Source organism: Streptomyces albireticuli, from assembly GCF_021228125.1.
GTDB lineage: Bacteria > Actinomycetota > Actinomycetes > Streptomycetales > Streptomycetaceae > Streptomyces > Streptomyces albireticuli.
Window position 1 is genome coordinate 80,669 of record NZ_JAJQQS010000009.1, and the last position, 20,774, is coordinate 101,442.

The 20,774-nt window shown below is 72.1% G+C and carries 20 protein-coding genes; 12 read left to right on the plus strand and 8 right to left on the minus strand.

Features of this window, described 5'->3' with window-relative positions:
- The first annotated feature begins 171 nt into the window (after window positions 1-171).
- The 5 genes from LUZ64_RS18065 to LUZ64_RS18085 all read left to right on the plus strand — a co-directional run bounded on the left by LUZ64_RS18065 (window position 172) and on the right by LUZ64_RS18085 (window position 4,223).
- Window positions 172-657, plus strand: coding sequence for a GntR family transcriptional regulator (locus tag LUZ64_RS18065; protein ID WP_232390179.1), 486 nt, complete (start codon window positions 172-174; stop codon window positions 655-657).
- Window positions 654-1,571, plus strand: a complete 918-nt coding sequence (locus LUZ64_RS18070) for an ATP-binding cassette domain-containing protein (protein ID WP_095585306.1) — start codon at window positions 654-656, stop codon at window positions 1,569-1,571. The genes LUZ64_RS18065 and LUZ64_RS18070 overlap by 4 nt, the downstream gene beginning before the upstream one ends.
- Window positions 1,568-2,542: an ABC-2 membrane transporter-related protein gene (locus LUZ64_RS18075; protein ID WP_095585305.1), complete on the plus strand. Its 975-nt coding sequence runs from the start codon at window positions 1,568-1,570 to the stop codon at window positions 2,540-2,542. Before LUZ64_RS18070 ends, LUZ64_RS18075 begins: the two co-directional genes overlap by 4 nt.
- Window positions 2,543-2,636: 94 nt before the next feature.
- Complete coding sequence (locus tag LUZ64_RS18080) at window positions 2,637-3,416, plus strand: class I SAM-dependent methyltransferase (protein ID WP_095585304.1); 780 nt, start codon at window positions 2,637-2,639, stop codon at window positions 3,414-3,416.
- Window positions 3,417-3,467: 51 nt separating this feature from the next.
- Window positions 3,468-4,223 (plus strand): VIT1/CCC1 transporter family protein, encoded by a 756-nt coding sequence (locus tag LUZ64_RS18085; RefSeq protein WP_232390178.1) that lies wholly within the window; start codon window positions 3,468-3,470, stop codon window positions 4,221-4,223.
- 272 nt (window positions 4,224-4,495) lie between these two features.
- On the opposite strand, the gene LUZ64_RS18090 is transcribed toward LUZ64_RS18085, so the two are convergent.
- Entirely contained in the window at window positions 4,496-5,599 is a 1,104-nt protein-coding gene (locus LUZ64_RS18090; protein ID WP_232390177.1) for a P1 family peptidase, read from the minus strand.
- A gap of 231 nt (window positions 5,600-5,830) precedes the next feature.
- The gene (locus LUZ64_RS18095) at window positions 5,831-7,057 is read right to left on the minus strand and encodes a low temperature requirement protein A (protein WP_232390176.1); all 1,227 of its coding nucleotides are present in this window, start codon (window positions 7,055-7,057) and stop codon (window positions 5,831-5,833) included.
- A gap of 221 nt (window positions 7,058-7,278) precedes the next feature.
- Between LUZ64_RS18095 and LUZ64_RS18100 the strand changes: the two genes are divergently transcribed.
- On the plus strand, window positions 7,279-7,464 hold the full coding sequence (locus LUZ64_RS18100) for a hypothetical protein (RefSeq protein WP_095582196.1): 186 nt from the start codon (window positions 7,279-7,281) through the stop codon (window positions 7,462-7,464).
- A 27-nt stretch (window positions 7,465-7,491) separates the two neighbouring features.
- On the opposite strand, the gene mscL is transcribed toward LUZ64_RS18100, so the two are convergent.
- The 5 genes from mscL to LUZ64_RS18125 all read right to left on the minus strand — a co-directional run bounded on the left by mscL (window position 7,492) and on the right by LUZ64_RS18125 (window position 12,644).
- On the minus strand, window positions 7,492-7,965 hold the full coding sequence (gene mscL, locus LUZ64_RS18105) for a large conductance mechanosensitive channel protein MscL (protein WP_095582197.1): 474 nt from the start codon (window positions 7,963-7,965) through the stop codon (window positions 7,492-7,494).
- Between the two features lie 125 nt (window positions 7,966-8,090).
- Complete coding sequence (locus tag LUZ64_RS18110; protein WP_232390175.1) at window positions 8,091-8,978, minus strand: S-methyl-5'-thioadenosine phosphorylase; 888 nt, start codon at window positions 8,976-8,978, stop codon at window positions 8,091-8,093.
- A gap of 219 nt (window positions 8,979-9,197) precedes the next feature.
- Window positions 9,198-9,536 (minus strand): FmdB family zinc ribbon protein, encoded by a 339-nt coding sequence (locus LUZ64_RS18115; RefSeq protein WP_095584888.1) that lies wholly within the window; start codon window positions 9,534-9,536, stop codon window positions 9,198-9,200.
- 66 nt (window positions 9,537-9,602) lie between these two features.
- Window positions 9,603-10,880, minus strand: a complete 1,278-nt coding sequence (locus LUZ64_RS18120) for an MFS transporter (RefSeq protein WP_095584889.1) — start codon at window positions 10,878-10,880, stop codon at window positions 9,603-9,605.
- A 264-nt stretch (window positions 10,881-11,144) separates the two neighbouring features.
- Window positions 11,145-12,644, minus strand: a complete 1,500-nt coding sequence (locus LUZ64_RS18125) for a potassium/proton antiporter (RefSeq protein ID WP_095584890.1) — start codon at window positions 12,642-12,644, stop codon at window positions 11,145-11,147.
- 247 nt (window positions 12,645-12,891) lie between these two features.
- Between LUZ64_RS18125 and LUZ64_RS18130 the strand changes: the two genes are divergently transcribed.
- Complete coding sequence (locus LUZ64_RS18130; protein ID WP_095584891.1) at window positions 12,892-15,771, plus strand: penicillin acylase family protein; 2,880 nt, start codon at window positions 12,892-12,894, stop codon at window positions 15,769-15,771.
- A 101-nt stretch (window positions 15,772-15,872) separates the two neighbouring features.
- On the opposite strand, the gene LUZ64_RS18135 is transcribed toward LUZ64_RS18130, so the two are convergent.
- The gene (locus LUZ64_RS18135) at window positions 15,873-16,511 is read right to left on the minus strand and encodes a 5-formyltetrahydrofolate cyclo-ligase (protein ID WP_232390174.1); all 639 of its coding nucleotides are present in this window, start codon (window positions 16,509-16,511) and stop codon (window positions 15,873-15,875) included.
- A gap of 51 nt (window positions 16,512-16,562) precedes the next feature.
- On the opposite strand from LUZ64_RS18135, the gene galU reads away from it, so the two are divergent.
- The 5 genes from galU to LUZ64_RS18160 are packed head-to-tail and all read left to right on the plus strand — an operon-like array spanning window position 16,563 to window position 20,716.
- On the plus strand, window positions 16,563-17,465 hold the full coding sequence (gene galU, locus LUZ64_RS18140) for a UTP--glucose-1-phosphate uridylyltransferase GalU (protein WP_095580050.1): 903 nt from the start codon (window positions 16,563-16,565) through the stop codon (window positions 17,463-17,465).
- 46 nt (window positions 17,466-17,511) lie between these two features.
- Window positions 17,512-18,837, plus strand: a complete 1,326-nt coding sequence (gene glp / locus LUZ64_RS18145; RefSeq protein ID WP_232390198.1) for a molybdotransferase-like divisome protein Glp — start codon at window positions 17,512-17,514, stop codon at window positions 18,835-18,837.
- A 48-nt stretch (window positions 18,838-18,885) separates the two neighbouring features.
- Window positions 18,886-19,401, plus strand: a complete 516-nt coding sequence (gene moaC / locus LUZ64_RS18150; protein ID WP_095580048.1) for a cyclic pyranopterin monophosphate synthase MoaC — start codon at window positions 18,886-18,888, stop codon at window positions 19,399-19,401.
- Window positions 19,398-20,084 carry a MogA/MoaB family molybdenum cofactor biosynthesis protein gene (locus LUZ64_RS18155; protein WP_232390173.1) on the plus strand — a complete coding sequence of 229 codons (687 nt, stop codon included), beginning with the start codon at window positions 19,398-19,400 and terminating at the stop codon, window positions 20,082-20,084. The genes moaC and LUZ64_RS18155 overlap by 4 nt, the downstream gene beginning before the upstream one ends.
- Window positions 20,081-20,716, plus strand: coding sequence for a GNAT family N-acetyltransferase (locus tag LUZ64_RS18160; RefSeq protein ID WP_095580046.1), 636 nt, complete (start codon window positions 20,081-20,083; stop codon window positions 20,714-20,716). The genes LUZ64_RS18155 and LUZ64_RS18160 overlap by 4 nt, the downstream gene beginning before the upstream one ends.
- Window positions 20,717-20,774 lie beyond the last annotated feature (58 nt).

Sequence of the window (20,774 nt, forward strand, 5' to 3'; positions counted from 1 at the left end):
GCCCGGACGACGCGCCTCCGCGCCCTCGCGGGCGCCGCCCCGTTCCGGCCACCCCGTCACAGGTCCGCTCGTACCACTCCGTGATCCGCCGGATGCTTTCTGTGGTGATTTGACGTCATCGTCGTACCCTCGCATCATTCCACTAACACCTTAGTGAAACGAGTGTGCGAAATGATCGCATTCCGGATAGATCGGCGCAGTGGTGTAGCGACGTATCTCCAGCTCGTGCACCAGGTCAGACAGGCCCTGCGTCTGGGTGCACTGGAGCCGGGCGACCGGCTGCCCACCGCCAGAGAGGTGGTGGCGGCCGTCGCGATCAACCCCAACACCGTGCTCCGGGCCTACCGGGAGCTGGAACGCGAGGGGCTGGTCGAGCCACGGCCGGGGCAGGGGACGTTCGTACAGCGGTCGCTGTCCCGGGCCGCTGCCGGGGCGGACTCGCCGCTGCGCGCGGAGGCCGTCGTCTGGGTGGCGCGCGCCCGCGCGGCCGGGCTGGAGCGGGAGGACGTCGAGGCGCTCGCCGAGGCCGTCCTCGACGAGACGTTCTACGTCGCCCCCGCCGACCGGGCGGCGACCCCCGCCCCCGCCCCCGGCCCGACGCCATCGCCCGAACGGGTGGTCCGCCGATCACCGCAGTCCATGGAGGAAGACACGTGACCGACCCGACCGTCCCCACGGCCCTGCGGGCCACGGGCCTCGGCCGCAGATTCCGCAGCCGGTGGGCGCTGCGCGACTGCGCATTCACCGTGCCCGCCGGGAAGATCACCGCCCTCGTCGGCCCCAACGGCGCCGGCAAGAGCACGCTCTTCCACCTCGCCACCGGCCTGCTCCACCCCACCACCGGTGAGCTGAGCGTCTTCGGCGCCACCCCCGGCAGCGACGAGGCCCGCGCCCGTACCGCGTTCCTCGCCCAGGACAAGCCGCTCTACCCGCGCTTCACCGTCGGCGACACCCTCCGCTTCGGCCGCGAGCTCAACGACGACTGGGACCAGGCCGCCGCCGAACGCATCGTCCGCGCCGGTGACATCCCCTTCGACACCCGGATCGGCACCCTCTCCCAGGGCCAGGCCACCCGCGTCGCGCTCGCCGTCGCCTTCGGCAAGCGCCCCGAGCTGCTCCTCCTCGACGAGCCGCTCGCCGACCTCGACCCGCTCGTACGCATCGAGGCCATGGGCCTGGTCATGGAGGAGGTCGCCGAACGGGGCACCACCGTCGTGATCTCCTCGCACATCCTGTCCGAGCTGGAGAGCGTCTGCGACCACGTGCTGCTGCTCAAGCACGGCGGCGTACGGCTCGACGGCGACGTCCAGCGGCTGTGCGAGGACCATGTGCGGTTCACCGGCCTCGCCGACGCCTCCACCGGGGACGGGCTGCCCGCCGGGCTCGACCGCGGCACGGTCGTGGAGGCCACCGTCACCGGCCGCCAGCTCACCGCGTTCGTCCGCGGCACCGCGCCCACCGGCGACCACTGGATCACCGAAACCCCGTCCCTGGAAGAACTCTTGCTCGCCTACCTGCGCTCCGACGACCGCCCCACCGAAGACACCGGCCGTGACGGAGCGGCCGCGTGAAGGGCTCCCTCTGGCTGGCCTGGCGCCAGCAGCGCGCACTCGTCCTGACCGGCGCCGCGCTCCTCCTCGCCTGCGTGGCGTGGGTCGCGTTCCAGCGCGCGGACATGATGTCGTTCATCGACGCCCACCACTTCAAGGTCTGCAAGGGCTGGGACTCCGAGGAGTGCGCCGGCACCGACCTCGAACAGGCCCAGCGGCTGCTGAGCGACAACGACGACGGCATCGTCGCCCTCGGCACCCTCAGCGCCGCCCTCCCCGTGATCATCGGCATCTTCTGGGGCGCGCCGCTGCTCGGCCGCGAACTGGAGAGCGGCACCTGGAAGCTGGCCCTCACCCAGGGCGTCGGCCTCCGCCGCTGGTTCACCGCCCGCTTCGGGCTCGCCGTCCTCTGCTCGGTCCTGGGCTCCGCCGTCCTCGCGGCGCTCGTCGCCTGGTGGTGGTCGCCGATCTCCAACATGCTGGACGGGCTCTACTGGCACGACGGCTACATCTTCAACGCCACCGGCCCCGCGGCCGTCGCCTGCGCCCTCTTCGGCCTCACCGCCGGCACCGCCGCCGGTCTGCTGATCCGCCGCACCCTGCCCGCCATGGGCGTCGTGCTCGGCGTCGTCGTCGGCCTGCGCTTCCTGCTCAACACCTTCCGCTCCAGCTGGATCGAGCCCACGGCCAGGATCAGCCAGGGCGACGCGCCGCGGGAGAACGTCCGCAGCGCGTGGTCGACCGGCGAGTTCGGCTTCATCGACGGCGCCGGCCGCAAGCGGCCGATCGCGGACGCCTGCCCGTGGGGCGAGGGCCTGCCGGACCTCAAGACGTGCATGGCGCAGAAGGGCTTCGTCGGCCGGTACCACAAGGTCTATCCCAGCAGCGACTTCTGGGTCTTCCAGTGGATCGAGACCGCGATCTTCCTGGGGCTGGCGGCCGTGCTGTTCGCGCTGATCTGCGTCGTGCTGCGGCGCCGCGCGGTGATCTGACGCCGCGCCCTCTCCTCTTCCGCATCACCTTTCCGCACCCCTTCTCCGTACCACCCCCCGTCTCGTTCGTCCCGCTCGAAGGAGGTCATCCCCCATGTCTTCGTCCAAAGCCATGCTCAAGAACCGCAGCCACCTCGGCCACAAGGTCCGTTACGCGGTCAGCAACCCCGCACGCATCGCCCCCTATCTCAAGCGCCACGCCCGTGACACCTGGCTGCGTCTGAAGCACCCCGATCACGTCGACTACTACCGCGCGGTCATGGCCTCCGACACCGCACGCAACCCCGAGGCGGCCGTCGGCAGCCGCAGCCACGACCGCTGGCTCGCGCTCGGCAAGATGCAGTTCGACTACCTCGCCGAGCACGGCCTCGCCCCGCACCACCGCATGCTCGACATCGGCTGCGGCAACCTCCGCGCGGGCCGCCTCTTCATCGACCACCTCGACGCCGGCAACTACTACGGCATCGACATCTCGCCCGACATCCTCATCTCCGCCAAGCAGACCCTGACGACCTTCGGTCTCCAGGACAAGCTGCCCCACCTCACCATCACCCAGAACCTCACCCTCGACTTCCTCCCCGACGCGCACTTCGACGTCGTGCACGCGCACAGCGTCTTCTCGCACTCGCCGATCGAGGTCATCGAGGAGTGCCTGGCCCACGTCGGCCGTGTGCTCGCCCCCGGCGGCTTCTTCGACTTCACCTTCGACCGCACGGAGGGAGCGGAGCACCAGGTGCTGCGCGAGGACTTCTACTACCGCACGCAGACCCTGATCGCCCTCGCCGAGAAGTACGGGCTGCGCGCCCGCTTCATGGAGGACTGGGAGACCCGGCCGCACGGCCAGTCGAAGATCCGGGTGAGCCTGCCCGGGTGACAGGGGTGAGTCCGGCGTCCTGAGCGGGGGGACGGGTGAGAGCCTCGCCTGGTGAGCGATGACGAAGCGGACGTCGGGACGTCCCGTGCCGAGAGCCTGTCCCCGGCTCACGACGAACCCCACGAGGGCGGCGCCCTCGGCAACCGACTCAACCGGCTGCGCGCCGCCGTCCTCGGCGCCAACGACGGCGTGGTCTCCACCGCCGGCCTCGTCGTCGGCGTCGCCGGGGCCACCGACGCGCGCGGCACGCTGCTGACCGCCGGGCTCGCCGGACTGCTGGCCGGCTCCCTGTCCATGGCCGCCGGCGAGTACGTATCGGTGAGCACCCAGCGCGACTCCGAACAGGCCGCCCTCGCCCTGGAGCGCAAGGAGCTCGTCGCGGCCCCGCAGGCCGAACTCGACGAGCTCACCGAGCTCCTGGAGGGCAAGGGCCTCACCGCCGGACTCGCCCGCGAGGTCGCCGAACAGCTCACCGAACACGACGCGCTCCGCGCCCACGCCGAGGTCGAACTCGGCATCGACCCCGACGAACTCACCAGCCCCTGGCAGGCCGCCGGCGCGAGCTTCCTCGCCTTCACGGCGGGCGCCCTGCTCCCCCTCCTCGCGATCGTCCTGCCCCCGCCGCACATCCGGCTGCCGGTCACGGTGGTGGCCGTGCTCTGCGCGCTGGCGCTGTGCGGGTGGGGGAGTGCACGGATGGGGCGGGCGGGGGTGGGGCGGGCTGTGCTGCGTAATGCGGGGGGTGGGGTGGTGGCTATGGGGGTGACGTACGGGGCGGGGTCGTTGCTGGGGGCGGTGGGGGTTTGAGGGGGTGTGGGTGTGCGGGTGGGGGTGCGGTGGTGCGCCTGCGGCGGGCCTTGTCCCCTACCCGCCCCTTCCCGAACCGGGGCTCCGCCCCGGGCCCCGGTCCTCAAACGCCGGACGGGCTGAGTGGTTGCCCGGAACCGGGCGGAATTCAGCCCGTCCGGCGTTTGAGGACACCGCGCGGAGCGCGGAAGGGGGTCCGGGGGCTTGCCCCCGGTTACGGGAAGGGGCGGGGTGGGGAAACGGCCCCGCGCAGCGGCAACCCCACCCGCCGATCAACCGCCGTACAACTCCCCGTAGGACGGGAACACCCCACCCGCCCCGTCCACCGAACCCGCCGCCAGCACCCCCTTCACCACCGCCCGCGTCAGCACATCCGCCCCCGCCGCCAGGATCTCGTTCAGCGCCCCCGCCGCCAGTACCGTCGTGTCCCCGAAGACGTCCTCCGCGACCAGCGGGCGCGCGCCCGTGGCCAGAGCGAAGACCGTGTCGCCGTCGTTCAGGAGATGGACCGGGCGTACGGCGCGCGCCAGGCCGTCGTGTGCCGTGCCCGCGAGCTTCTGCGCCTGGGCGCGGGTGAGGACCGCGTCCGTGCAGACGACGGCGAGCGTCGTGTTCAGCGGCGGACGCGCGGACGCCGCCGAGCGCTTCGCGGACTCCGTCACCGCCGCGGCCAGCCTCTCCTGGGCGGCGCGGTGCCGCTCCCGGTCCGGGACCTCGACCTCGCCCATGGCCAGCCGCCCGTACAGCGCGCCCGTCACCGGCTCGACCACCGAACCCGCCGCGTTGACGATCGCCAGCGCCGCGACCGTCGTCCCCGACGGCAGTACCGCGCTGGCCGTGCCGACGCCGCCCTTGAGCCCGCCGGCCACCGCCCCCGTACCCGCGCCCACCGTGCCCTGCGCGACCGGCGCCCCGGGCTCCGTACGCGCCGCCGCCACCACCGCCTCGCGGCCCAGCGCCGCGTCGGGCCGGGCCCGCCAGTCGCCGCCGCGGCCGAGGTCGAAGAGCGCCGCCGCCGGGACGACCGGTACGACCTGGGACGGGTCCGGCCCCACCCGGAAGCCGCGGCCCGCCTCCTCCAGCCACGCCACCACCCCGGACGCGGCGTCCAGCCCGAACGCGCTGCCACCCGAAAGGACGACGGCCTCGACCTTCTGTACGAGGTTGCGCGGGTCCAGGGCATCCGTCTCCCGGGTGCCCGGGCCACCGCCCCGTACGTCCACGGCGGCGACGGCGCCGCCTTCCGGGGCGAGGACGACCGTGGTGCCGGTGAGGAAGCCGTTGCCTGTGCGGTGGGCGTGGCCTACGCGGAGGCCGGGAACGTCGGTGAGGGCGTCCTGGGGGCCGGGGTGCGGGGCTGTGCGGGCGTCAGTCATGGGGCTTGGGTACCACGGGGGGGCGGGGGTTGGGTTGTGGCTAACGGGAGCGGGGGCGGTGGTGCGCGGGGTGCCGGGGGTCGGGTTCCGCTGCGCGGGGCCTTTCCCCAGCCCCGCCCCTTCCCGCTGCATCCGATGTGCGGCTCCGCCGCGTGGCGGGGCTCCGCCCCGGACCCCGGTCCTCAAACGCCGGCCGGGCTGATTTCAGCCCGTCCGGGGCGAAGCACCCGGTTACGGCAAGGGGTGGGCAGGGGAGACATCCCCCGGACCCCCGCCCCGTTCCCCACCCCGCGAAGCCAACGTCACCCCCACCCCCACCGTCACCCCCGCCACCACCCCCGCCAGCAGCACCGCCGCCCGCCCCGCGAATGTGCACGCCAGCATCAGCGCCGCCGAGACCGGCAGTACCGCCTGCTGCGCCGCGCCCCTCTTGTAATGGCGGGAGTGCAGCAGCCACACCACGAACAGGAAGACCGCCGACGGGACCGTCACCGCGGCCGCCGCCGCGGTCGTCGAGACGTGTGCCTTTCCGACGGCCTGTTCCACCGCCACCTCGATGCCGGCGCCGATCGCCGCCGCCGAGGCGAAGATCAGGTAGTGGCCGTACCCCCAGGGGATCGCGTAGCGGTTGGAGGACAGCCGTTCGTGGATGGGCACCGCGAAGTAGATCCACCAGGCGGCGAAGACGATCAGCAGCCCGCCCGCCGCGATCGGCAGCAGCTCGTCCAGCGCCTCGTTCTCGTCCAGGGCCGACTGCACCGCCACCGTGCCCGCCGTGATCGTCTCGCCGAGGACGATCACCGTGAAGAGGCCGTAGCGCTCGGCGATGTGGTGCGGGTGCCAGGGCGTCGGGGTGTTCCGCTCGGCGATCGGCGGCACGGACAGTTCCGCCGCCACCAGGATCAGGAACAGCCACTTCCGGGAGTCTTCCGGGGCGAACAGCAGGGCCACCCAGCCGAGCTGGCAGATCACCAGGCCGATCGCGTACCGCCGGGCCGTGCGGGCCGCCCCGGGATCCTCCTCGGACCGCGCGGCCCGCAGCCACTGTGTGGTGAGGGCCAGCCGCATCATGACGTACCCGAGGACGGCGATCGTCCAGTCGTTCTTGTCGAAGGCGCGCGGCACCCCGGCCGCGTAGACCTGCACGCCCGCCATCTGCACCAGGGTCAGCACCCGGTACGGCACGTCGTCGCAGTCGTAGGCGGAGGCGAACCACGAGAAGTTCATCCACGCCCACCAGATCCCGAAGAACACGAAAAGGTAGGAGATGATCCCCGTGCCCGTGTGTCCCTCCGCGAGCGCGTGCACCAGCCGGGCGCCCGCCTGTGCGACGGCGACCACGAAGCAGAGGTCGAAGAACAGCTCCAGCGGTGTCGCCGCGCGGTGCTCCTCGTCGCGGGCGCGCGCGACCATCCGCCGCAGGACGGCACCGGTCCGGGCCACGGGGTGCTCGCTCATGCGCCGATTGTCACCGGCGGCGGCGCGGTGCGCGCGGCGAGGCGGCGCCCGCGGGGGAGTGCGTACGGTCGCGTACGGCCGTGTACGGGCGGGCGGGGGGCGGACGAGAGGGTGAGGGCGTACGGGCGAGCGGGTACGCGCCCGCGCCGCCGCCCGCCCGCGCCGCCGCCCGCCCGCGCCGGCCCCCGCCCCGTACCCCGGCCGCCCCGTACCCTGGACGGATGAGTGACTCCGCCCCCGCGCCCGCGCCGCGGCCCCGTCCCGCCGCCCTGATCTTCGACGACCCGCTGTCGCAGCAGTCCTCGGACGACACGGACCACGGCTGGGGCGACCGTCCCTCCGGCGGTGGCGGTGGCGCCGCCGACCTGGCCCGCTTCCTGGACGAGAAGCCGCCGCACCACGTGTGACGTCGGTGACGCCGGAAGGCGCGAGCCCTAGCGCTGGGCCGGCACCGCGTCCGTGCCCGGCTCGCGCCGCTGCTCCACGAGCGCGTCGCGGATCTGAGTGAGCAGCTCCAGCTCGGTCTCCTTGGCGGGGGCCGCCGGGGCCTTGGCCGCCTGGCGGTCCTGCCAGCGCTTCATCGGCAGCAGCATCAGGAAGTAGACGACCGCCGCCGTGATCAGGAAGGTGAGCGTCGCGCTGAGCACGGTGCCCCACTGGATGAAGACGCCCTTGGTCACCTCGCCCGCCGCGTTCTTGTCGCAGGGGCCCTTGAGGCAGGACGCGTAGTGGTCCAGGTCCTTGGTGCCGAAGGCGCCGACGACCGGGTTGATCACACCCTTGACCACGGAGTTCACGATGTTGGTGAACGCGGCGCCGATGACGACGGCGACGGCGAGGTCTATTACGTTGCCCCGCATCAGGAACGCCTTGAAGCCCCCGAGGACGCCTGTCTTCTTCTCGCTCACCGCTGCTGCCTCACTGTCTCTGCTCTGATTCGCTTGCTCTGTCTCCGTACGTTGCGGAATGAATCGTTCCGCAACGTACGGGAGATTTTGCCAGCTCTGTCCGGTGATCCGGAGCGCAAGAGCCGTTACGGCAGCTCGATACCCAGGTCCCAGCCCTCGTGCACCCCGGCGCACAGGCAGGACCGGCCGTCGTTCTCCGGCAGCGCGGTGACCGCCGCGAAGAGGACCTCGCGCAGTCGGCCGACGTTCTCGGCGAAGACCCGCATCACTTCGCCGTGGTTGACGCCGTCGCCGGCCTCGGCGCCCGCGTCCAGGTCCGTGACCAGGGCCATCGAGGTGTAGCAGAGCTCCAGCTCACGGGCGAGGACGGCCTCCGGGTGCCCGGTCATGCCGACCACGGACCAGCCCTGGGACGCGTGCCACCGGGACTCGGCGCGGGTCGAGAACCGGGGCCCCTCTATGACGACCATCGTGCCGCCGTCCACCACCTGCCCCCAGCCGTGGCCACGCGCCACCGCGACCGCCACCGCGCGCCCCGTGGGGCAGTAGGGGTCGGCGAACGTGGTGTGGACGACGTTGGCCACCCGCCCGTCGTACAGCGGCTCGCCGTCGAAGAACGTCTGGACCCGCGACTTCGTACGGTCGACCAGCTGGTCCGGCACGACGAGCGTCCCCGGGCCCAGCTGCGGGTGCAGCCCGCCCACCGCGCAGGGGGCCAGGACCTGCCGGACGCCGAGCGACCGCAGGGCCCAGAGGTTGGCCCGGTAGTTGATGCGGTTCGGCGGCAGGGTGTGGCGGCGGCCGTGACGGGGCACGAAGGCGACCTTGCGGCCGGCCAGCTCGCCCACGAAGAGCGAGTCGCTCGGCGACCCGAACGGGGTCTCCACGACGACCTCGGTCACGTCCTCCAGGAAGGAGTAGAACCCCGACCCGCCGATCACGCCTATGTCCGCGCGCACGCCGTCCGCGGGCCCGCTGTCCGTTCCGACCATCAGGGTGTCTGTATCGACCATGCGGCCACCCTAGCGGCGCCCCACCGGGCCCCGGACGGCATGGCCGATCATGGCCAGGGAGGGGCCAGGGAGGGGCCGGGTGCCAGGGGGCCAGGGGGGCCAGGTGGGGGCGGGACGAGCCAAGACGGGCCAGGGCGCCCCACAGGACACCCCGGACGCGCCGGAGCCCGCCGCCCCGGTGAGGGGCGGCGGGCTCCGTGATGTTTCCGGACGGCGTCGTCAGGCGGCGGACGTGCTGCTGCCGGACGTGCCGGACGTGCCGGACGAGCTCGACGCGGAGGCCGTGCTCGTGCTCGACGTGGACGCCGACGAGGAGGAGTCCGACTTGGACGCGGTGCTCGTGGTGCCGCTCGCCTTGGCGGGGCTGCTGCTGGACGACGCGCCGCGGCTGTCGTTCCGGTAGAAGCCGGAGCCCTTGAAGACGATGCCGACCGCGGAGAACACCTTCTTCAGGCGTCCGTCGCAGCTCGGGCACACGGTCAAGGCGTCATCGGTGAACTTCTGCACCGCCTCGAGGCCCTCGCCGCACTCGGTGCACTGGTACTGGTAAGTCGGCACTTGCTCCTCCTGGCACTCTCACTCGTTGAGTGCTAACGACGATCCATATTGCAGTATTCCGACGCGTCAGTCCACCGAGACGGACTCACGGTGACCCACCCCACGTGCCGCGATGAGGGACTCCCCGTGCGGCGTGAGCGCCTTCCGCAGCGCCAGCAGGACCACCATCGCGGCCGCCGTGCCCACCAGCGGCACCAGGAATCCGGTGCTCGCCGAGTGGGCGTCGATGAGCTTGCCGCCGACGGCCGCGCCGGCCGCCTGGCCGAGGCCGACCGCGCCGGTCAGCCAGGTGAACGCCTCGGTGCGGCTGCCCGCCGGGACCAGCTTCTCGACCAGCGTGTAGCCGGTGATCAGCGCCGGGGCGATGCACAGACCGACCAGCAGGCCGAGCCCGCCCAGCACCGGCAGCGCGTCCGCCGCCCACAGCGGGGTGGTGGCCAGCGCCAGCAGCGGGTAGGCGATCAGGAGCCGGCGCTGGGCGCTGATACGCCAGGCGACGGCACCGCAGATCAAGCCCGCGATCATGTTTCCGGCCGCGAACGTGCCGTACATCAGACCGTTGAGGCCCGGCTCGCCGAGCTCCTTGGTGAAGGCCGTCATCGACACCTGCATGCCGCCGAAGACGGAACCGATGCCGAGGAACGCGATCGCGAGCACCCGGACGCCCGCCACGGACAGCGCCGACGCGTGCTTCTCCGGGCCGCCCGCGGCGATGCGGACCGGGGTGGGCTGGGTGGACCGCTGGGCGGCGAAGAGCAGACCGCCGCCGATGGTGAGCACGGCCTCGGTGATCAGACCGGCGGCCGGGTGGACGCCGGTGCACAGCGCGGTGGCGAGCACCGGGCCGATCACGAACGTGAACTCGTCCGTGACCGACTCGAAGGCCGCCGCCGTGGGCATCAGGGGCGAGCCGTCCAGCTTGGCCGCCCAGCGGGCCCGGACCATCGGCCCGATCTGCGGGGTGGAGGCGCCGGCGGGCACCGCCGCGGCGAAGAGCGCCCACAGGGGTGCGTCCGCCAGCGCCAGCGTGATCAGCAGGGCGATGGCCGCCGCGTGCACGACCACACCGGGTACGAGCACCCGGGCCTGGCCGAAGCGGTCCGCGAGTTTGCCGCTCTGCGGCGCGAAGAGCGCCATGGCGACGCCCGCGGTCGCCGAGACGGCGCCCGCCTTGCCGTACGAGCCGGTGGTGTGTTCGACGAGCAGCAGGATGCCGATGGTGAGCATCGCGAACGGCTGCCGCGCCAGGAAGCCGGGGAGCAGGAACGTCCAGGCGCCGCGCGTGCGCAGCAGCTGTCCGTATCCCGGCTTGGCCTCGGCGTTGTCGTTGACCGTGGTTGCCACGGCCTGGGCCTTTCCGCCGCCTGGTAGCGCGCACCGAACGGGGAAAGCCGCACGGAGCGCGCCGAGAGCTGTCCTCTCGCGCAGGACCGTGGTAGATGCCGAGCGGGCCGCCTTGTACTGCGCGACCGCGGCCGCCGTGCGGTCGCGCCAGCCCTGCATCAGGCAGAGTTGGTTCGGTGATGTCGGTGTCGCCGGCCGGTACGGTCGACAGTGAAGTGGACCCGTTGAGTCAGTTCGAAGATCAAGGATTTCGAACTAAATAGGTTACTTCCTCTTTATCGTACCCGTACTCCCCAGCCAGCCCGCAAGCTTTCCTCCCTCGCCGACCGCGCGCAGTCGTTTCTCGGTCGCGTCCCGCACCGGGTCCGTGGCCACCACCAGCAGCTCGTCGCCCCGGCGCAGCACGGTCGTGGGCGACGGCACGAAGCTGGTGCCGTCGCGCACGACGAGCGTCACCGCCGCCCCGGGGGGCAGTCGCAGCTCGCCGACCTCCACACCGTGCATCCGCGACGGCTCGGGGATCGCCACGGACAGCAGATGGCCGCGCAGCCGCTCCAGCGGCGCCGACTCGATGCCGAGGTCCTCCGGCTCGTGCTCGCCCAGCCGCAGGTGACGGGCGAGCCAGGGCAGGGTCGGGCCCTGCACCAGGGTGTAGACGATCACGAGGACGAAGACGATGTTGAAGATGGTCCGGCTGTTCTCCACCTCGGCCACCATGGGGATGGTGGCCAGCACGATCGGTACCGCGCCGCGCAGTCCGGCCCAGGACAGCAGGGTCTTCTCCTGCCAGGTCGTCCGGAACGGCGCCAGGCTCAGGAACACCGACACCGGGCGCGCCACCATGGTCAGCACCAGGCCGACGACTAGCGCGGGGATGATGTCGTCGCCCAGCTCGTGCGGGGTGACGAGCAGGCCGAGCAGGACGAACATGCCGATCTGCGCGATCCAGCCGAGGCCCTCCGCGAAGCCGCGGGTGGCCGGCCAGTGCGGCAGCTTGGCGTTGCCGAGGATCAGCGCCGCGAGGTAGACGGCGAGGAATCCGGAGCCGTGCGCGAGGGCGCCGCCCGCGTAGGCGGCGACCGCGATGGCCATCACGGCGATGGGGTAGAGGCCGGAGGCGGGCAGGGCGACGTGCCGCAGCCCGTACGCGCCGAGGAAGCCGACGGCGAGGCCGACGGCACCGCCGATCGCCAGCTCCAGGGCGATCTTCCCGACCAGCAGGTACCAGTGGTCGACCGGCCCGGCCGCCGAGAAGGCGACGACGAGGATGACCACGGGAGCGTCGTTGAAGCCGGACTCCGCCTCCAGCACACCCGTCAGCCGGGACGGCAGAGGAACGTTTCGCAGGACGGAGAAGACGGCCGCGGCGTCGGTCGAGGAGACGACCGCACCGATGATCAGCGCCTGGCGCCAGTCGACACCGGCGAGGTAATGGGCGGCCGCCGCGGTGACGCCCACACTGATGGCGACGCCGAGGGTGGAGAGCACCGCGGCGGAGGGCAGGGCGGGTTTGATCTCATGCCACTTCGTGCCGAGACCGCCCTCGGCGAGGATCACCACGAGCGCCGCGTAGCCGATCACCTGGGTCAGGCCGACGTCGTTGAAGGAGACGCCGAGGCCGTCCTGGCCGATGGCGACGCCGATGCCCAGATAGATGAGCAGGCTGGGGAGCCCGCTGCGCGAGGAGATCCGTACCGCCGCCACCGCGACGAGCAGTACGACAGAGCAGATCAGCAGGAGTTCGTTGAGGTGGTGGACAGTCAGGGGCCGGTCCCTTCACGAGTCTTTCCACGGATAACGGGCGGGTTTCGGCCGGAACGTTCCTCCGGCCGATGGGAACTTCATTTCCTAACCTAATATTTTACGCGTTCTTGACGCGTGACGGCGGTCACAGAGGGGCGATGGCGATCTATGTCACTTCGGCGGCCGGACTCCGCGTCGGGCCGCTCCTGGCCCTGCGCCTATGGTTGCTTCAGCACTCCAGGACCACCCTGCCCCTCTAAGGACAGCGATGCCCGCCAACAAGACCGGCCCTTCCGGCAAGAAGAAGACCGGTAAGAAGAAAGGCCGACGCGCCCGGCTGCTCGTGATCACCCTCGTGCTGCTGATCGTGGCGGGCGTGGGGTTCGGCGCGTACTGGAGCGTCAGTACGGTCCGCGCCTCCTTCCCGGAGACGAGCGGCACCCTTCAGCTGAAGGGTCTGTCGGGGCCGGTGAAGGTCGCCCGTGACGCCAACGGCATTCCGCAGGTCTACGCGGACACCGCCGAGGACCTCTTCCGCGCCCAGGGCTTCGTCCAGGCGCAGGACCGGTTCTGGGAGATGGACGTCCGCCGCCATCTGACGGCCGGCCGCCTCTCCGAGATGTTCGGCGACGGTCAGGTCGAGACCGACGCGTTCGTCCGGACGATGGGCTGGCGGAAGGTCGCTCAGGAGGAGTACGACACCAAGCTCTCGGCGACCACCAAGAAGTACCTCCAGGCGTACTCCGACGGCGTCAACGCGTATCTCAAGGACCATCAGGGCAAGTCGCTGTCCGTCGAGTACGCGGCCCTGGAGTTCGAGAACGACTACAAGCCCGAGCAGTGGACCCCGGTCGACTCCGTGGCCTGGCTCAAGGCCATGGCCTGGGACCTGCGCGGCAACATGCAGGACGAGATCGACCGCTCGCTCGCCTCGACCCGGCTGAGCCCCAAGCAGATCGAGCAGCTCTACCCGGCCTACCCGTACGGCCGGAACAAGCCGGTCGTCGAGGGCGGCGCCGTCGACCCGGCCACCAAGGCGTTCGACCCCAAGGCCACGCCGACCGCGGGCCAGAACGGTCAGACCGGCCAGAACGGTCAGGACGGCCTGCCGGGGCAGAACGGCCGTAACGGCCAGACGGGTCAGAACGGTCAGACCACCCCGAACGCGCAGAACGGCGGCACGGCCGGCGCCGGTACCCCCGCCACCACCGGTGGCGCGGGCGCCGCGAACGGCCTGAAGACCGGGCTGTCCTCGCTCTCCAACACCCTCGACAAGATCCCGGCACTGCTCGGCCCCTCCGGCAACGGCATCGGCTCGAACTCCTGGGTCGTCTCCGGCAAGTACACGACCACCGGCAAGCCGCTGCTGGCCAACGACCCGCACCTCGCGCCGCAGCTGCCGTCGCTCTGGTACCAGATGGGCCTGCACTGCACGAAGACCAGCGCGGCCTGCCCGTACGACGTGGCCGGCTACACCTTCGCGGGCATGCCCGGCGTCGTCATCGGCCACAACCAGGACATCTCCTGGGGCATGACCAACCTCGGCGCCGACGTCTCCGACCTCTACCTGGAGAAGGTCACCGCCGACAGCTACCTCTACGACGGCAAGCAGGTCCCCTTCACCCAGCGCAAGGAGAAGATCAAGGTCGCCGGTGGCAAGGACCGTGAGTTCACGATCCGCACCACCAAGAACGGCCCGGTCGTCTCCGACCGCAACACCGAGCTGGGCAAGGTCGGCCAGGACGCGCCCGTCCAGGACCCCGCGCCCGACCGCGCCGAGGGCTACGCCGTCTCGCTGCGCTGGACCGCGCTGGACGCGGGCAAGAGCATGGACGCGCTCCTGGAGCTGAACCGCGCCACGGACTTCGCCCAGTTCCGCAAGGCCGCCGCCGCCTTCGAGGTCCCCTCGCAGAACCTCGTCTACGCCGACACCAAGGGCCACATCGGCTACCAGGCGCCCGGCCGCATCCCCGTCCGCAAGGGCGACGGCCGCTACCCGGCCCCCGGCTGGGACCCGGCCTACAAGTGGACCGGCTGGATCCCGCAGGACGAGCTGCCCTGGGAGCTCGACCCCAAGCGCGGCTACATCGTCACCGCCAACCAGGCCGTCGTCGACAAGAAGTACCCGTACAACCTGACCTCGGACTGGGGTTACGGCGTCCGCAGCCAGCGCATCAACGAGCTCATCCAGTCGAAGATCAAGGACGGGGGGAAGATCTCGACGGACGACATGCAGAAGATGCAGATGGACAACACCAGCGAGATCGCCAAGCTGCTCACCCCGTACCTGCTGAAGATCGAGCTCAAGGGCGCCAACGAGCGCGAGACGAAGTACGTCCGCGAGGCCCAGAAGCTCCTCCAGGGCTGGGACTACACCCAGGAGGCCGACTCGGCCGCCGCCGCGTACTTCAACGCCGTCTGGCGCAACACCCTCAAGCTCGCCTTTGGCAACAAGCTGCCCAAGGAGCTCCGGGTCAAGGACCAGTGCCTGCGGGTGCGCCCGGCCAACGACGCCGGCCCGCAGGAGGACCTCGACGGCAACACCCGCCTCGTCACCGAGTGCGGCGAGCGGGACGCGGACTCCGCGCAGCCCGACGGCGGCGACCGCTGGTTCGAGGTCGTCCGCTCGATCCTCGACAAGCCCGAGGACGACTGGTGGAAGTTCGGCACCCGCAGCAACCCGGGCGCCAGCAACCGTGACGAGCTGCTCGCGCGCGCCATGAAGGACGCCCGCTGGGAGCTCACCTCCAAGCTCGGCAAGGACGTCAACTCCTGGAGCTGGGGCCGTCTGCACCAGCTGACCCTGAAGAACCAGACCCTCGGCAAGGAAGGCCCCGGCATCGTCCGGTGGGTCCTCAACCGCGGGCCCTGGAACTTGGCGGGCGGCGAGGCCGCGGTCAACGCCTCCGGCTGGAACGCGGCGGGCGGCTACGAGGCCGTCTGGGTGCCGTCGATGCGGATGGTCGTCAACCTCGACGATCTCGACAAGTCCCGGTGGATCAACCTCACGGGCGCGTCGGGCCACGCCTACAACGACCACTACTACGACCAGACGGACAAGTGGGCGAAGGGCGAACTGCTGCCCTGGGCTTTCAGTCCGGGCGCGGTGAAGAAGGGCACGGACGCGGAGCTGACGCTGAAGCCGTGACCCTTCCCGGGGCTCCGCCCCGGACCCCGGTCCTCAAACGCCGGACGGGCTGATTTCCAGCCCGTCCGGCGTTTCGCGTGCCGGGCGGAATTCCGGCCCGGTTACGGGAAGGGGCGGGCAGGGGAAAACCTCCGCACCCCACCGGGCGTCACCACCACGTCCACCGCCTGATCATGAGGCTCGTCCGGCACCCGCTCCACCACCTCGTGGTCGTACAGCAGAACCACCCGCACCGGCGCCACCCCCGCCCGGTCCAGCCGCTCCAGCACCCGGTCGTACGACCCCCCGCCCCGCCCCAGCCGCATCCCGCGCCCGTCCACCGCCAGGCCCGGCAGCAGCACCGTGTCCGCGCCGGTGACCGCCTCCGGGCCGAGCCGCTCGCCGGCCGGTTCCAGCAGGCCGCGGCCGGCCCGTACGAGGCGGTCGGGGCCCTCGTAGCGGGCCCAGTCGAGATCGTTGTCGCCGAGCAGCACCGGAAGGAGTACCCGTACGCCCCGCTCACGCAGCGCGTCGAGCAGCGCGCGGGTGCCGGGTTCGCGCCCCACCGAGACATAGGCGGCCACCGTTCCCGCCTCCGTGATCTCCGGCAGGCCCAGCGCGCGGCCGGTCAGCGCCGTTCCGGACACCTCCAGCTCATCGGGGGTCAACCCGGCTCTCACCGCCAGGAGGCTCTTCCGCAACTCACCCTTGGTACCGTCAGACTTGATCACTGTTCGTACAAACTCCCTGTGTCGGGTCATACTCGGTGGAGCCTCATCTTCCGCCCATTCCCAACCGTTAGTGTTCGGCCCATGACTCAATCGCGTCCTCGGATCAGCAAGGCTGTCATCCCTGCCGCCGGTCTCGGCACCCGCTTCCTCCCGGCCACCAAGGCGACGCCCAAGGAGATGCTGCCGGTCGTCGACAAGCCGGCGATCCAGTACGTGGTGGAGGAAGCCGTCCTGGCCGGGCTGTCGGACGTCCTCATGATCACCGGCCGTAACAAGCGGCCGCTGGAGGATCACTTCGACCGCAATTACGAGCTGGAGGAGGCCCTGCGCCGCAAGGGCGACGACTCCCGGCTCGCCCGGGTCCAGGAGTCCAGCGACCTGGCGACCATGCACTACGTCCGCCAGGGCGACCCCCGGGGCCTCGGCCACGCCGTGCTGTGCGCGGCCCCCCACGTGGGCGACGAGCCCTTCGCCGTCCTCCTCGGCGACGACCTCATCGACGCCCGCGACCCGCTGCTGTCGCACATGGTCGACATCCAGCGCAAGCACGGCGGCAGCGTGATCGCCCTCATGGAGGTCGACCCCTCGCAGGTCCACCTCTACGGCTGCGCGGCGGTCAAGCCCACCGACGTCGACGGCGTGATGCAGATCACCGGCCTGGTCGAGAAGCCCGACGCCGCCGAGGCGCCCAGCAACTACGCCGTGATCGGCCGCTACGTCCTCGACCCCGCCGTCTTCGACGTGCTGCGCGAGACCGAGCCCGGCCGCGGCGGCGAGATCCAGCTCACCGACGCCCTCCAGGCCCTCGCCGCCGAGCCCGGCCTCGGCGGACCCGTGCACGGCGTGGTCTTCAAGGGCCGCCGCTACGACACCGGGGACCGTGGTGACTACCTCCGCGCCATTGTCAGACTGGCGTGCGAACGTGAAGATCTAGGACCGGACTTCCGCGCCTGGCTTCGCCGTTACGTCACCGAGGAGATGTAGCACCTTGAGCAAGACCGCCGACAAGGGCACTCACGCGCACACCGACGTGGCGAGGGACGACGAGCGCCTCTGGTCGGTGGAGGAACACCTCCGGGACATCCTGGGCCGGATCCGCCCGCTGGAGCCGATCGAGCTCCAGCTCCTGGACGCCCAGGGCTGCGTCCTGGTCGAGGACGTCACCGTGCCGCTCGCCCTGCCCCCCTTCGACAACAGCTCCATGGACGGCTACGCCGTCCGCACGGCCGACGTCGAGGGCGCGAGCGAGGAGTTCCCGGCGGTCCTGACCGTCATCGGCGACATCGCCGCGGGCAGCGGTGAGCCGCCCACCGTCGGCCCCGGCGAGGCCGCCCGCATCATGACCGGCGCGCCCCTGCCCCCCGGCGCCGAGGCCGTGGTGCCCGTGGAGTGGACCGACGGCGGCACCGGCGGCGGCCCCGCCGCCGCCATGGCCGCGCACAGCGCCGACCCCGACGGCGCCACGGGAGAGGTCCGCGTGCACCGCCCGGTGGCCGCCCGCGGGCACGTCCGCGCCCGTGGCAGCGACGTCTCCGCCGGGGAGCTCGCCCTCGCCGCCGGCACGGTCCTCGGACCGCCCCAGATCGGCCTCCTCGCGGCCATCGGCCGCGCCACCGTGAAGGTGCGCCCCAGACCCCGCGTCGTCGTCATGTCGACCGGCAGCGAGCTCGTCCCGCCCGGCGAGCCCCTCGCCCCCGGCCGCATCCACGACTCCAACAGCTTCGCCCTGGCCGCCTGCGCCCGCGACGCCGGAGCCATCGCCTACCGCGTCGGCGCCGTCGACGACGACGCCGAGACCCTGCGCTCCACCCTGGAGGACCAGCTCATCCGGGCCGACGCCGTGGTCACCAGCGGCGGCGTCAGCGTCGGCGCCTACGACGTGGTCAAGGAGACCCTCTCCGAGCTGGCCGGCGACGAGGGCAGCGTCTCCTTCCGCAAGCTGGCCATGCAGCCGGGCAAGCCCCAGGGCTTCGGCCGCATCGGCCCCGACCGGACACCCCTGTTCGCCCTGCCGGGCAACCCCGTCAGCGCGTACGTCTCCTTCGAGCTCTTCGTCCGGCCCGCCGTCCGCGCCCTCATGGGACTCGACCCCTTCGACCGCCCCACCGTGCGCGCGGTCTGCGCCGACGCGATCGCCTCCTCGCCCGAAGGCCGCCGTCAGTACTTGCGGGCACGCCACGAGGACGGCACGGTCAGGGTCGTCGGCGGGGCGGGCTCGCACCTCGTCAAGGCCCTCGCCGACGCCAACGCCCTGATAGTCGTCCCCGAGGCGACGACGGCCGTCGCCGCCGGCACCGAGCTCGACGTCGTTCTCCTCGACCGGACCCTCGACCGGACTCTCGACCGGACTCCCTGACACGCTGCCGATACGGTGTCTGCCCACAAGGACCGGATCAGGAGAACGATGAGCAGCGCCCAGGACCCCAGCCTCACCCATCTGGACAGCGCGGGGGCGGCCCGTATGGTCGACGTCTCCGCCAAGCCCGTCACCGCCCGCACGGCCCGCGCGAGCGGCCGGGTCCTCGTCTCCCCGGAGGTCGTGCGGCTGCTGCGCGGCGAGGGCGTGCCCAAGGGCGACGCCCTGGCCACCGCCCGGATCGCGGGGATCATGGGCGCCAAGCGCACCCCCGACCTCATCCCGCTCTGCCACCCCCTCGCGGTGTCCGGCGCGAAGGTCGACCTGACGGTCGCCGACGACGCCGTCGAGATCAGCGCCACCGTGAAGACCACCGACCGCACGGGCGTCGAGATGGAGGCCCTGACCGCCGTCTCCGTGGCCGCCCTGACCGTCGTCGACATGGTGAAGGCCGTCGACAAGGCCGCGGTCATCACGGACGTACGGGTCGAGGAGAAGACGGGCGGCAAGTCCGGCGACTACGCGCGCGCCGCCGCGGACGCGCGGGACGGGGGCGAGGCGTGAGCGCGCGGCCGGACGGCCACGGTGGTGAGGGCTCCGAGGGCCGGGGTGAGGGCGCCGAGAACCTTGAGGGCTCTGAGAGCCCCGAGCGCCCTGAGCGCCCTGAGCCCGAGCGCCTTGAGAGCCCCGAGCGCCTTGAGCGCTCCGAGGGCCCTGGGGGTCCCCAGCACCCTGAGGGGCCCGAGCGTCCGGGCCCGTACCGCGCGCTCGTCGTCACCGCGTCCAACCGCGCCGCCGCCGGGGTCTACGCCGACCGGGGCGGCCCGCTCCTGGTGGCCGGCCTGACGGAGCTCGGCCTCGCGGTCGACGGGCCGCGCGTGGTCCCCGACGGCGACCCCGTCGAGGCCGCCCTGCGGGAGGCCGTCGCGGCGGCGTACGACCTCGTGGTCACCACGGGCGGCACGGGCGTCTCGCCGACCGACCGCACCCCCGAGGCCACCCGCCGCGTCCTCGACCTCGACATCCCGGGCATCCCCGAGGCCCTGCGCGCCGAAGGACTGGCGAAGGTCCCCACCGCCGCGCTCTCCCGGGGCCTCGCCGGGGTGGCCGGCCGCACCCTGATCGTGAACCTCCCGGGCTCGACGGGCGGGGTCCGCGACGGCCTGGCCGTGCTGGGCCGGCTGCTGCCGCACGCCCTGGACCAGGTCCACGGCGGTGACCACCCCGGACCCGGGAGCCCGAGCTGAGCGCCGTCTGGCCCGCCGAGCTGGCCGACGGCGACGTGCTGCTGCGCCCGATCCGGCTGCGTGACCAGCACGCCTGGCGCGAGGTCAACCGGCGCAACCGCGACTGGCTGCGCCCCTGGGAGGCCACCATCCCGCCGCCCCCGCCGGACGGGCCCGTCGCCCAGCGCCCCACGTACCGGCAGATGGTCCGCCATCTGCGGGCCGAGGCGCACGCGGGGCGGATGCTGCCCTTCGTCGTGGAGTACCAGGGGCGGCTGGCCGGGCAGCTGACCGTCGCGGGGATCACCTGGGGCTCGATGTGCTCGGCCCACGTCGGCTACTGGGTGGACGCGGCCGTCGCGGGCCGGGGCGTGATGCCGACGTCCGTCGCGCTCGCCGTCGACCACTGCTTCCGCACCCTGGGGCTGCACCGGGTGGAGGTCTGCATCCGGCCGGAGAACGTGCCGAGCCGCCGGGTGGTGGAGAAGCTGGGGTTCCGCGAGGAGGGGCTGCGGCCCCGCTATCTGCACATCGACGGGGCCTGGCGGGACCACCTCGTCTACGCGCTGACGGCGGAGGAGACCGGAGACGGGCTGCTGGCGCGCTGGCACCGCTCGCGGCCGGGCACCCGTTCGGCCGGCGCCGCCGAATAGGAAAAACAAACCGAACAAGAAAACGAATAAACGTTCGAAATTGACTGTCAATTGACGG

Bases quoted from the DNA above. Each gene is read 5' to 3' on its own strand.
- LUZ64_RS18065 (WP_232390179.1), top strand. From the start codon at position 172: ATGATCGCATTCCGGATAGATCGGCGCAGTGGTGTAGCGACGTATCTC.
- LUZ64_RS18080 (WP_095585304.1), top strand. From the start codon at position 2,637: ATGTCTTCGTCCAAAGCCATGCTCAAGAACCGCAGCCACCTCGGCCAC.
- LUZ64_RS18090 (WP_232390177.1), bottom strand. From the start codon at position 5,599: ATGACTGACGCCCGCACAGCCCCGCACCCCGGCCCCCAGGACGCCCTC.
- LUZ64_RS18095 (WP_232390176.1), bottom strand. From the start codon at position 7,057: ATGAGCGAGCACCCCGTGGCCCGGACCGGTGCCGTCCTGCGGCGGATG.
- LUZ64_RS18100 (WP_095582196.1), top strand. From the start codon at position 7,279: ATGAGTGACTCCGCCCCCGCGCCCGCGCCGCGGCCCCGTCCCGCCGCC.
- LUZ64_RS18110 (WP_232390175.1), bottom strand. From the start codon at position 8,978: ATGGTCGATACAGACACCCTGATGGTCGGAACGGACAGCGGGCCCGCG.
- LUZ64_RS18130 (WP_095584891.1), top strand. From the start codon at position 12,892: ATGCCCGCCAACAAGACCGGCCCTTCCGGCAAGAAGAAGACCGGTAAG.
- LUZ64_RS18135 (WP_232390174.1), bottom strand. From the start codon at position 16,511: ATGACCCGACACAGGGAGTTTGTACGAACAGTGATCAAGTCTGACGGT.
- galU (WP_095580050.1), top strand. From the start codon at position 16,563: ATGACTCAATCGCGTCCTCGGATCAGCAAGGCTGTCATCCCTGCCGCC.
- moaC (WP_095580048.1), top strand. From the start codon at position 18,886: ATGAGCAGCGCCCAGGACCCCAGCCTCACCCATCTGGACAGCGCGGGG.